The sequence below is a fragment of the Neotamlana laminarinivorans genome (assembly GCF_020523925.1).
Taxonomy (GTDB): Bacteria; Bacteroidota; Bacteroidia; order Flavobacteriales; family Flavobacteriaceae; genus Neotamlana; species Neotamlana laminarinivorans.
This window is the reverse complement of record NZ_JAJAPW010000001.1, coordinates 211,169-224,576: the sequence shown is the minus strand read 5'-3', so window position 1 is coordinate 224,576 and position 13,408 is coordinate 211,169. Positions and strand designations below refer to the sequence as shown.

The window sequence follows — 13,408 nt, the reverse complement described above, 5'->3', positions numbered from 1 at the left end:
ATAGTTTTTAAAAATTAATTACAAATGTAGTTCCTTCGTCTACTTCACTCGATACAAATATAGAACCTCCCATACTTTCAATTTGTGTTTTTGTCATGAATAACCCTACTCCTTTAGCCTCGGGATGTTTGTGAAAAACTTGATTTAACCCAAATATTTTTTTTCCATGCCTATTTAAATTTATTCCTAATCCATTATCTTTTATAATTAACTTTATTGAACCATTTTCATTGATTTTTGTATATATGTCAATTATTGGCGTTCTGTTTGGTGCCTTATATTTTATTGCATTTTCCATTAAGTTAAGGAATATACTTTCAATATAATCGCGATTATATGAAATTTTTTCTACTTCTTCAAAATCACTATTTATAATAACCTTATTCTCGGATATTTGAAAGAATAATAAATTTTTTGTTGTATTTAAAACATCATTAAAATATATAATTTCTCTTTTTACAGCACTACTTTTTGTTTTTAATGCATTAACTAGCGTGTTTAATGTACTTGTTAAATGCCCTACTACAGTATCGAATTTTTCAAATAATAATCTTTTTTCTTCTAAATTATCGCTGTAATGATAAAGCTCTAAAAGTGAGTTTAAATTACTAACTGGTGCTCGTAAATTATGAGATGTTATTTGAGCAAAATCTGATAATTGAGTGTTTTGTTTTGTTAATTCTTCGGCTAAAATTTCTAGATTTTTATTGGTTTCTAAAACTATTAATTCTTCTTCTTTTTGTTTTGTAATATCTTGACATGTACCATTGGCCATGTATGGTTCTCCTTTATCGTTTAAAACAACTTCTGCTAAAATGTCAACATATTTTATACTACCCAAAGCTGTTATTACACGATGCTCTATATTCTCGCTTAATGTTTTTTCTAAAATTGCTTTCTCTAACATTTTAATAACATGACTACGATCGTCATGATGTACAAATTTTAAATAATGTTGAAATGAAAATTGTTGTGTTTTATAATCTACCTCTAAAATATCACATAAACCTTCAGACCATTCTGCTTCAAAAGTTTTTAAATTTAACTGCCAACTACCCATTAAACCAATACTTTCGGCTTGAGATAACAATTCGTTTTTATGTAATATTTCTTGTTTTGATTTTTTTTGCTGGGTAATATCTTGGCATGTACCTTTTATACTCATTACTTTACCATTACTATCAATTTCTGCATTTCCGAGTAAATATACAGTTTTAATAAGCCCCTTTTTAGTTATCATTCTATGCTCTATAGGTTCACTAAAATCTTTCTTTATTAACTTTCTCTCTAGAATATTATATACATATTTTTTATCTTCTGGGTGTACAAAACTTAAATAATAATTTATTGTAATTTTTTGAGTTTTATCATCTATATCTAAAATTTTATAAATCCCATCAGACCAAATAATTTCATTACTGCCTATAAACCATTGCCAATTACCTATGAGTGCTAAATTTTCAGCATAACTAAGCATTTCATTTTTTCGCTCTATTAACTTTTGGGTTTCATATTGTTTAGTTACATCTTGGCAAGTACCTTTCATAAATATTATTTCCTCTTGGGTGTTAGTAACAACCTCACCAAGTAAATGTATAATTTTTACATTTTTATTTTCTGTAATAATGCGATGCTCAATAACTTCTCCAAAGCTTTTATCTTGAAATATTTGTTCCACTCGGTTTGTTACATAATCTGTATCATCTGGATGAACAAATTTATTAAGGTATACCTCAAAAGATTTATCTTTTAAAGGCTTTTTTAATTCTAGAATTTTATCTTTTCCAGAAGACCAGGTTAATTCATTGGTTTCAATGTTCCAATACCAATTACCCATTAAAGCTAAATCTTCAGCATAACTTAGCATTTTATTTTTTTGCAAAATTTCTTCTGCTATTGCTTTTTGTTTTGTAACATCTTGAGTAGTTCCTTTTATTTTAATTACATCTCCTGCTTGATTTGTAAAAATATTTCCTTTAGAATGTACAACCTTAATTTTTCCTTTAGGTGTAACAATTCTATAAACTAAAGTTTCTTTTATTTTTTTTAAATGCATAAACTGCTTAATATGCATTTTTAAATACTCTTTATCGTCTGGGTGAACGTAATTAAAAAAATCTCTTGTTGACATATTTTTAATACTATTCTTTACACCTAAAATTATATAAAGTCCATCAGACCAAATAAATTCATCTGTAACGGCATCCCATTCCCAGTTACCTAGCATAGCTAAATTTTCGGCAAAACTTAGCATTTGATTTTTTTGAATTACTTCCTGTTGAATTTCTCTTTCTTGAGTAACATCTTTGGCTACACCTTTAATTTTAACAATTTCTCCTTTATCGTTTAGTACTGCTTCTCCATTAGATATAATGGTTTTTAAATACCCTTTAGCTGAAATTATTCGATGCTCTTCTTTTTTTGAAAATTGCTGATTATCATGTAAAACTTCGTGAGTTTTTTTAAGACTACTTAAATCATCTGGATGCACAAACGAATAATAATAATCGTAGGTTAAAGTTTGGTTTCTATCTTCTATATCAAGTAATTCGAACATTCCATCAGACCAAAAAATTTCATCAGTTAATAAATCTATTTCCCAACTACCCATTTTAGCAAAACTCTCAGCAAAATTGAGCATTTTGTTTTTCTGAGTTATTTCTTGTTCTATTTTTTTATCTCTAGAAATATCTTGGGTTGTACCTTTTATTACATCTATTTTGTTGGTGCTAGAATTATAAACAATTTTACATTTGGTTTCAACTATTATTTCTCTGCCCGTTTTTGTTATTAATCTGTAAACAAACTCATCTTCTGTTTTCTTTAAATTTAGTATTTCTTCTATTTTTTTAGATAGAAACGCTTTATCGTCTGGATGTACAAAATTTAAATAATAACTTGCTGTTATCATCTCCGGATAGTCCTCATTAGATAAATCAAGTATTTTATACAAACCATTAGACCAATAAATTTCATTACTATTGGCATGCCATTCCCAGTTTCCTATTTTTGCCAAATCTTCGGCAAAACTTAACATTTCGTTTTTTTGTAACGTTTCTTTTTCAGCTTCTTTTTGTTTTGTAATATCTCGAATGGCTACAGATACTAAAACACCGCCTTCAGTTTGTAATGGATTTATACTTAATTCAATAGGAAAAACCCGCCCAGTTTTATCTTTACCTACTACATTGTTACCGCTGTAGCTGTATATTCCCTTAGGATTTTCAAAGTAAAATTTTGTTATATTTTGATGCTTTTTTGTTTTATTTGTAGGCATTAATACCTCGACTGGTTTACCTATTAACTCGCTTGGTTTGTAACCAAATATCTTTTCTGCCTGCCTATTTATAATTTGTATGCATCCATTACTATCTGCAATAATCATAGCACTTGGTGCAGATTGTAACAAACTTTTAAATTTATTTTCAACCTGTACTAATTCGCTTATATCTTGCATTGTGCCAACTACCTCACATATTTCTCCTTTTTCATTAATTATAAATTCTGCTAGAACACGGGTTGTTTTAATTTTTCCATGTGGTGTTTTTATTCGCATTACTAAACCATCATGACATTGTTTTTGGTTAAAAGCCTTATCCATGTGTTCTTTAGCTCCCTGGTAATCTTCTGGAATTACAAGGTTTAACAACTCTACAGGCTGTAAGTTTGCAAACTCGCCAGTAAAACCAGTTATTTCGTACATATTATCCGACCAATCTCTGGTATTACTTTCTGGTTTCCAGCTCCAATACCCAAGGTTTGCAATTTTTTCACCTCTATTAAGTTGTATATTCCTTTTTTTTATTTGGATTTCTTGAAGCTTATTTTCTGTAATATCTTGCATCAAGCCAAAAACCCTAATACACTCGTTGTTAATAAATTCGGCTTCACCTATTTTTCTAACCCAAATGCTATTTCCTTTGTAGGTTATCATTTCAATTTCTAAATCAAAAGATTCGCCTGTTTCAATTAAAGTAGCAATTGCATTTAAATTTATATTTTGCGAATCTGAATTATAAAACCGTGAACAAGCAGAAGCATCTGTTTTATAATCTTCGGGCAACTCTAGCAGCTTTCTACTCATTTCATTTAAAGTATACTCACCTGTATTTAAATCTAACTCCCAAGTTCCTATTTTAGATAGTTTCTCAGTTTTAGCTAAAATATACTCGTTGCGTTCATTTTCAATTCTTTTATTTCTTTTCTCTGTAACGTCTCCTGTGTACATTATGAGTCCGCCTATTTTTCCTTCAGAATTATACCATGGCCGAACATCCCAAGAAATCCATTGTACAGATCCATCTGCTCGCTTAAAAGGTGCTTCTTCACAAACATCAATAGCTCCATTTAAACATTCTTGATGTTTTAATTTCCAATCATCACCAATTTCAGGAAAAATGTCATAATGGCTCTTACCTACAACATCTTCTTTTTCTTTTTTATAATCTTTTAACCATTGGAATGACGCAGCAAGGTAAACCATATTTTTATCTAAAATGGCTACTGCGCTAGGAGACTGCTCGATAAAGACCTTAAATAAATTCTCCTCACCTACTACTTCAATATTGTTGTTTATTTCGCTCATTTATTATCTTTACCTCCACTTTGAATATAATTGTATTTTTTCAAAATAATTAAAAAAATGACAGAATAAAATTATTCATATAGTGATAAAATTACTAAAATTTAGTTCAATTTTTTTTACAAATTAACATTAAAACCCATAAAAATCAGTTATGAAGCTAGTTTTTTCGACTAACAACCCAAATAAAATTTATGAAGTACAAAAGCTCATTCCAGATTACATCAAAATTTTAAGTTTAAAAGATATAGGTTGTAACATTGATATACCTGAGACACAAAACACCATTTTAGGCAATGCTAAACAAAAAGCAAATTATATAAAAACTAATTTTGGTTACGATTGTTTTGCAGATGACACAGGTTTGGAAGTTAATGAATTAAACGGGGCGCCTGGTGTGCACTCTGCAAGGTATGCTGGCTTACAAAAAAATGATAACGACAACATTAAAAAGCTATTACACGAATTAAAAGATAAAAACAATCGCAATGCACAATTTAAAACCGTAATAGCATTACAAATAGGAGAAAAAGTAGAAACATTTGAAGGAATCTGTAAAGGTACAATAACCACAGAAAAAAAAGGAGTAAACGGTTTTGGTTACGACCCTGTTTTTCAACCCAATACATTCAACAAAACGTTTGCAGAAATGTCTTTAGAAACGAAAAACATAATAAGCCACAGAGCCATTGCTGTTAAACAGCTAGTAAGCTATTTAAATAATTTAAAATTGTAATTTTAATATTGGCGATTTCATTTGATTATTGTAAATTTAATTTATGACAGAAGAAGCTATAGAGAAAGAAAACATTGCCATTAAAAAAGCCTACAAAGAGCTATTAAAAGTTAGTTACACCACCTTAACAGATGATGACAAAAAACTAATTAGAAAAGCTTTTGATGTGGCTTTAGATGGCCATAAAAATCAAAGACGGAAATCGGGCGAAGCATATATTTTTCATCCCATTGCTGTGGCAAAAATTGTTGCTCAGGAAATTGGTTTAGATGCCACATCTATAGCATCTGCACTACTACATGATGTTGTTGAAGACAGTCCTGATTACGAAATTGATGATATAAAAAAACTTTTTGGTGAAACCGTTGCTACAATTGTTGCTGGACTTACAAAAATATCCTCATTAAGTAAAGAACAAGATATGGATGTTTCGCTTCAAGCGGAAAACTTCCGAAAAATGCTTTTAACTCTCAATGACGATGTTAGAGTAATCATAATTAAAATAGCCGATAGATTGCACAACATGCAAACTATGGACTCGATGCGAGCAGATAAACAAGTAAAAATCGCTTCAGAAACACTATACATTTACGCTCCACTTGCCCACAGAATTGGGTTATATAATATAAAAACTGAACTTGAAGATTTAGGTTTAAAATATACCGAACCACAAGTTTATAGCGATATTTTAAGTAAAATAAAAGAGAGTAAAGAAGAGCAAGACTTGTATATAGCTCAATTTAGTGAAGTTATTGAAAACTCTTTAAACAAAGAAAACCTAGATTACACTATAAAAGGCCGACCAAAATCTATTTTTTCTATAAGGCGAAAAATGCTAAACCAAGGCGTACCTTTTGAAGAAGTATATGATAAATTTGCCATTAGAATTATTTACCAGTGTGATGCCGACCCTAAAGCTGAAAAATTTATCGCATGGAAAATATATTCCATAGTAACAGATCACTTTAGGCCAAACCCAACAAGGCTTCGCGACTGGATTTCTTCACCAAAAAGTACAGGATACGAAGCACTTCACATTACTGTTATGGGGCCAAAAGGCAGATGGGTAGAAGTACAAATACGAAGTAACCGAATGAACGAAATAGCCGAAAAAGGTTATGCCGCACATTACAAATATAAACAAGCCAACGAGAAAGAAGATAACTTAGAAAGCTGGATTAATCGCTTACAAGAAGCCTTAGAAAACCCAGAGTTAAATGCCGTAGATTTTGTAGAGCAATTTAAATTAAACCTTTACTCTAAAGAAATATTTGTTTTTACTCCAAAAGGTGAATTAAAATCTCTTCCCAAAGGTGCAACAGCACTAGACTTTGCCTTCAGCATACACACAGAGGTTGGTATGAGAACCCGAGGCGCCAAAGTTAATGGCAAATTAGTTACTTTAAGTCATGGTCTTAAAAGTGGTGATCAAGTAGATATTATAACCTCAGAAAGTGCAAAACCAAATGCTAACTGGTTAGATTATGCTACAACTGCACGTGCTAGAGCTAAAATTAAATCAGCTTTAAAAGAAGATGAAAAACGTATCGGCGAAGATGGTAAAGAAATTTTAAGAAGAAAATTAAAACATTTAAAAATAAATTTAGACGAAGAAGCCGTAAACGATATGGTTCGCTTTTTCGATTTAAAAACAAGTTTAGATTTATTTTATCGAGTTGGTGTTGGCACCATAGATAATACTATGATAAAAAACTTTGCGTCGTCCAGAAGCAATAGTTTTATGTCTTACATCAAAAATAAAATATCTAAAAAAACACCAATAAAGAAAGAAGAACTCGACAAACATGAAATTACTGTAAATTTCGATTCACTTGTTTTTGGTAAAGAAGAAGAAAAATTAGAATATAAATTAGCAAACTGCTGTAATCCAATTCCAGGTGATGCTGTATTTGGTTTTTTAACCGTTAACGAGGGTATAAAAGTGCATAAATACAATTGCCCTAATGCGGTAAGCTTACAATCTAATTATGCATATCGCATTATGCAAGCGAAATGGATAGATTCTACACAGCAAGAGTTTTTAGTAAAAATTATTATAACAGGAATAGACCACATTGGTCTGGTTAACGATATAACAAAAATAATCTCAGAAAACATGCATGTAAACATGCAAAGTATTAGTTTTAAAAGCAATGATGGACTATTTTCAGGAAAAGTTAGCGTTATTGTTAAAAATAACACAATAATTAAAACACTTCTACAAAAACTTAAAAAAATTAATGGTATAGATAAGGTTACACGAGTTTAAAAGTGTAAATTTGCAACGATATTATGGAGACAACAGCAGACAAAAATCAAGAAATAGTTAAAAGTGTTTTTACTAACTTTTTAGAAAATAAAGGACACCGTAAAACTCCTGAACGATACGCTATTTTGCAAGAAATTTATAATAATAACGACCATTTCGATATCGAGTCGTTGTATTTAAACATGAAAAATAAAAAGTATCGCGTATCTCGTGCAACTCTTTATAATACTATTGAGCTACTTCTAGAATGCGGTTTAGTAAGAAAACACCAATTTGGGCAAAACCAATCGCAATACGAAAAATCATATTTCGATAAACAACACGACCATGTAATTTTAACAGACACTGGTGAGGTTATAGAGTTTTGCGACCCAAGAATTCAATCTATAAAAAAAACAATCGAAGAAGTTTTCGATATAGAAATAAACAACCACTCCCTTTATTTCTACGGAAACAGAAAATCTAATACAAACAACTAACTTTTTACAATGGCAGTAGATTTACTACTTGGACTCCAATGGGGAGACGAAGGCAAAGGAAAAATTGTTGACGTACTAACCCAAAATTACAACATAATTGCTCGTTTTCAAGGTGGTCCAAACGCAGGACACACACTTGTTTTTAACGGAAAAAAACACGTATTACACACTATTCCATCTGGTATTTTTCATGATAATGCTATTAACTTAGTTGGTAATGGTGTAGTTATAGATCCTGTTATTTTTAAAGGAGAATTAGATAAGCTTGACGAGCAAAATATAGATTACAAAAAAACATTATTAATTTCTCGTAAAGCACACATAATTTTACCAACACATCGTTTATTAGATGCTGCTAGCGAAGCCTCGAAAGGTAAAGCTAAAATTGGTTCCACTTTAAAAGGTATCGGGCCAACTTATATGGATAAAACAGGCAGAAATGGTATTCGTGTAGGTGATTTAGAATTAAGCGATTGGAAAGAACGCTATCGAAATTTAGCCGATAAACACGAATCTATGATTGCGTTTTACGATGTAGATATCGAGTATAATTTAAAAGAATTAGAAGAAGAATTCTTTAAAGCCATTGAGGTTTTAAAGTCTCTAACATTTATAGATTCTGAAGAGTACATTTATCAAGCTCAAAAAGAAGAAAAATCAATTTTAGCAGAAGGTGCACAAGGTTCTTTGTTAGATATTGATTTTGGTACATATCCTTTTGTTACATCTAGTAATACAACCGCTGCTGGAGCTTGTACAGGTTTGGGCGTAGCTCCTAACAAAATTGGTGAGGTTTTCGGTATTTTTAAAGCATACACCACTCGTGTTGGTTCTGGGCCATTCCCTACAGAATTATTTGATGAAGATGGAGAAACAATGGGACGTGTAGGTAACGAGTTCGGAGCAACAACAGGACGTCGTCGTCGTTGTGGTTGGTTAGATTTAGTTGCATTAAAATATGCCTGTCAAGTTAACGGCGTTACACAATTAATGATGATGAAAGGTGATGTACTTTCTGGTTTTAAAACTTTAAAAGTTTGTACGGCTTACAAATATAAAGGTGAAGAAATTACACATCTACCTTACAATATTGAACCTGAAAATGTAGAACCTGTTTACTCAGAAGTAAAAGGTTGGGAAGAAGATTTAACAGCTATGTCTGAAACATCTCAACTTCCAAAAGAACTTAACGAATATATTGAATTTTTAGAAAAAGAACTCGAAATACCTATAACAATTGTTTCGGTAGGACCAGATAGAAAACAAACTATATTTAGAAAATAATATAATATAGTAGTTTAAATAAAAAAAGGTCGTTAAGCAAATGCTTAACGACCTTTTTTTATTTGTAATAATTATCTATAATTATTGACCAGCTTCCATAGTCTCTACCTTAGCTTTTAAGGTTTTATATTTATCGGTTTCCCCAATAATACTATAAATATTCATTAAAGTCTTTGCAGCATTTATATTAGACTCATCTAATTCCAAAGCTTTAGATAAATAAGGAATAGCGTCTTTGTATAATTGTTGTCTTTTTAAACGTAATTCTTCATAACGTTTATCATCGGCAGCAGAAGTACCTAAACCATTCATTTCCTCAACAAGTGGTGCTTCTTGGTCTAATACTAATGCAGATAAGTTAATATATGCATTTACATAATTTGGATTTAACTCTACAGCTTTTTCATATTGTTTTTTTGCTTCTACAGCATCACCTGATTCTGCCGCGATAACACCTAAGTTATAACGTAATTCTGGGTTATTAGGATCTAGAGAAATAGCTTGCTTTAATAATTCTTTAAACTTTTCTGTATTTCCAGTTTTGTAATAAATGTTAGCTTCGTTTAAAATAAGATTAACATCTTCTGGATTTTTGGATCTGGCTTCTGCCATAGCTTCTAAAGCCTTATCATTGTCACCTTTACTTACATAAATTAAAGCTATGTTTTTTACAATTTCTGGATATTTCGATTCAGTTTTACGCTCTCCTGGCTTTATATGACTTTTAGCTTTTACATATAAATTTTGAGTATTTTTATCTCCTAAAATTTCTTCTTTACCAGTTTCAACGTTGGTTGCAAAATATTCTGTTTTTATGCCTGTATATCCTAAATCTTTAAGTTTTTCGTACAAAGTTAAAGCTCTATCATACTCTTGTACATTTACTGCAGTTGCTGCTGCATAGTACAAAAATACAGTATCTGTTTGCTTTAAATTATAAGCTCTTTCAAAATTTGTAGAGGCCGCTTTAAAATCTTGCCCCTCATAGGCTTCGTTTCCTTTTGTTAAAAAGTTTTCAACCATTGTAGATTTTAGTTCTGCCGCAGCAGGAGCACTAACAGACCCTACTTTATCTAAATTTTCAATAGCAGAATCAATATCAGCAGCAGTTGCGCTACCGTTAGAGTATAACGCTTGAGCTTTTAGTAAGTAATATTTTGATTTTAATTTTTCATCTAAAGAACCCATCATAGGCTCTACTGCTGATAAAGCGGTTTTAGCTTCAGCAAAATTTGAACTTTTAATTGCTTTTTCTGCTGCCTTCAATTCTTTTTTCTGTGCAAATGAAAAGGCACCCATTGATAAGGCTAAAGCAAAAATTAATTGTTTTTTCATTTTTTTTAATATTAAGTTTATTAAGGTTTTACTCTTCTGTGGATGAATTATCAAGAGTTGTGCCATCTTGAACTTCTCCTGTATTCTCTATTCCTTCTGCATTTTCATCTTCTACAACTTCATCTTCATCATGCATAACTTTAGCAACAGCAGCAATAGAATCTTTACCTTTAAGATTTATAAGTTTTACTCCTTGTGTTGCCCTACCCATTGTACGTAAATTTTCAACAGCTAGACGTATAGCTATACCAGATTTGTTAATAATCATTAAATCATCGTTATCTGTCACACTTTTTATAGCTACTAAATCGCCTGTTTTTTCGCTAATTGATATAGTTTTAACACCTTTACCTCCTCGGTTTGTTATACGGTAAACTGCTTCTCCATCTTCTGGATCATCAATAAATGTACGTTTTCCGTAACCGTTTTCTGTTACGACTAAAACTGTTTCTTCTTGCGGATTTTCTACGGTTACCATACCAATAACCTCATCCTTATCGTGGGCTAAAGTTATACCTCTTACCCCAGAAGCACCACGCCCCATTGGTCTAGTTTTAGCTTCCTCAAAACGAATGGCTTTACCCGATTTAAGTGCTAACATAACTTGACTGTTACCTGTAGTTAATTTTGCTTCAAGTAACTCATCGTTATCTTTAATTGTAATGGCGTTAATACCGTTGGTACGCGGACGCGAATACTGCTCTAGAGCAGTTTTCTTTACTTGCCCATTTTTGGTTGCCATAATTACATAATGGCTATTAATATATTCTTCGTCTTTTAAATCTTGAGTACAAATAAAGGCCATTACTTTATCGTCTTGCTCAATATTTATTAGGTTTTGTATAGCTCTACCTTTTGAGGTTTTACTTCCTTCCGGTATTTCGTAAACACGCATCCAGAAACATTTTCCTTTTTGGGTAAAGAATAACATATATTGATGGTTTGTACCCACGAATAAGTGCTCTAAGAAATCTTCATTTCTAGTTGTTGATGCTTTTTGGCCAACACCACCTCTATTTTGTGTTTTATATTCGTTAAGCGAAGTACGTTTAATATAACCTGCATGAGAAATTGTAATAACTACTTTTTCGTTAGGAATCATATCTTCAATACTCAAGCTTCCGCCTGCATATTCGATAACCGAGCGACGCTCGTCTCCATACTTATCTCTTACAATGGTTAATTCTTCTTTTATAATATCCATTCTTCGCTCTTTCTTTGCAAGAATGTCTTTTAAATCTTCAATGGTTTTCATCAACTCTTCATACTCTGTGCGCAATTTATCTTGCTCTAGTCCTGTAAGTTGACGTAATCTCATTTCTACAATAGCACGTGCTTGAATTTCGGTTAACTCAAAACGTTCAATTAATTTATTTCTAGCTTCATCTGCATTTGATGAGGCACGAATAAGCGCAATTACTTCATCTATATTATCTGATGCAATAATTAAACCCTCTAAAATATGTGCACGTTCTTCCGCTTTGCGTAATTCGTATTGTGTACGCCTAGTAACAACTTCATGCCTGTGTTCTACAAAATAGTGTATAAGTTGTTTTAGGTTTAATAACTGCGGACGCCCATTTACTAAAGCAATATTATTTACACTAAAAGATGACTGTAAGGCTGTGTATTTATAAAGTTTATTTAGTACAATATTTGGTATTGCATCACGCTTTAAAACGTAAACTACGCGCATACCATTTCTATCGGACTCATCACGAATAGTTGATATTCCTTCTAGTTTTTTATCGTTAACTAAATCGGCCGTTTTTTTAATCATATCGGCCTTATTAACTTGGTAAGGTATTTCGGTAACTATTATACACTCTCTACCATTTACTTCTTCAATAATGGCTTTACCTCGCATTACAATTCGTCCGCGGCCAGTTTCAAAAGCTTCTTTTACTCCATCGTACCCATAAATGGTTCCTCCGGTAGGAAAATCTGGAGCTTTTATATGCTGCATTAATTCGCTTATTTCAATATCGGTATTATCAATATAAGCAATGGTTCCATCAACAACTTCAGTTAAGTTATGAGGTGGCATATTTGTAGCCATACCAACGGCAATACCTGAGGCACCATTAACCAATAACGTTGGTATTTTAGTTGGTAAAACGGTTGGTTCTTTATATTCGTCAGAGAAATTTAACTTATGGTCTACAGTATCTTTATCGATATCTGCCAACATGTCCTCAGAAATTTTCTGCATTCTAGCCTCGGTATAACGCATTGCTGCAGGGTTATCTCCGTCAATAGAACCATAATTTCCTTGTCCATCTACCAATAAGTATCGTAAACTCCAATCCTGCGCCATACGCACCATAGTATCGTAAACCGATGAATCTCCATGTGGGTGGTATTTACCTAATACTTCTCCTACTATGGTTGCCGATTTTTTATAAGCTACATTAGATCTTACTCCTAAGGTATGCATACCATAAAGTACACGACGGTGTACTGGTTTAAATCCATCTCTTACATCTGGTAACGCACGTGACACAATGACCGACATTGAATAATCAATGTAAGCCGATTTCATCTCATCTTCTATGTTAATAGGGATGAGTTTTTCTCCTTCTGCCATATATAATTTAATTTAATTTTATCTGAATTTCAAAACGTGCTAATATAAGTATTTCATCAGTTTTAATAAGCTATAAAGGCTCTTTTTTACCTTTTTTTTATTAACAATTATAATTCTAATTTTGGTTAATAAGTAT

At 31.6% G+C, this 13,408-nt stretch carries 7 protein-coding genes; 4 read left to right on the top strand and 3 right to left on the bottom strand.

Translation table 11 applies throughout. The annotated features are described in order from the left end of the window. Window positions 1–7: 7 nt before the first annotated feature. A complete protein-coding gene (locus tag LG649_RS01035) occupies window positions 8–4,585 on the bottom strand; it encodes a PAS domain-containing protein (RefSeq protein ID WP_226540040.1) in 4,578 nt (1,525 codons plus the stop codon). Between the two features lie 151 nt (window positions 4,586–4,736). Here LG649_RS01035 and LG649_RS01030 point away from each other — a divergent pair, with 151 nt between their 5' ends. The 4 genes from LG649_RS01030 to LG649_RS01015 are packed head-to-tail and all read left to right on the top strand — an operon-like array spanning window position 4,737 to window position 9,350. Further along, window positions 4,737–5,318 carry a non-canonical purine NTP diphosphatase gene (locus tag LG649_RS01030; RefSeq protein WP_226540039.1) on the top strand — a complete coding sequence of 194 codons (582 nt, stop codon included), beginning with the start codon at window positions 4,737–4,739 and terminating at the stop codon, window positions 5,316–5,318. Window positions 5,319–5,361: 43 nt separating this feature from the next. Further along, window positions 5,362–7,587, top strand: a complete 2,226-nt coding sequence (locus LG649_RS01025; protein WP_226540037.1) for a RelA/SpoT family protein — start codon at window positions 5,362–5,364, stop codon at window positions 7,585–7,587. Between the two features lie 23 nt (window positions 7,588–7,610). Beyond that, window positions 7,611–8,066: a Fur family transcriptional regulator gene (locus LG649_RS01020; RefSeq protein ID WP_226540035.1), complete on the top strand. Its 456-nt coding sequence runs from the start codon at window positions 7,611–7,613 to the stop codon at window positions 8,064–8,066. 9 nt (window positions 8,067–8,075) lie between these two features. Then, window positions 8,076–9,350: an adenylosuccinate synthase gene (locus LG649_RS01015; RefSeq protein WP_226540033.1), complete on the top strand. Its 1,275-nt coding sequence runs from the start codon at window positions 8,076–8,078 to the stop codon at window positions 9,348–9,350. A gap of 81 nt (window positions 9,351–9,431) precedes the next feature. On the opposite strand, the gene LG649_RS01010 is transcribed toward LG649_RS01015, so the two are convergent. Continuing rightward, on the bottom strand, window positions 9,432–10,685 hold the full coding sequence (locus tag LG649_RS01010; RefSeq protein ID WP_226540031.1) for a tetratricopeptide repeat protein: 1,254 nt from the start codon (window positions 10,683–10,685) through the stop codon (window positions 9,432–9,434). A 28-nt stretch (window positions 10,686–10,713) separates the two neighbouring features. Next, window positions 10,714–13,272 carry a DNA gyrase subunit A gene (gene gyrA / locus LG649_RS01005; RefSeq protein ID WP_226540030.1) on the bottom strand — a complete coding sequence of 853 codons (2,559 nt, stop codon included), beginning with the start codon at window positions 13,270–13,272 and terminating at the stop codon, window positions 10,714–10,716. Window positions 13,273–13,408: the final 136 nt, after the last annotated feature.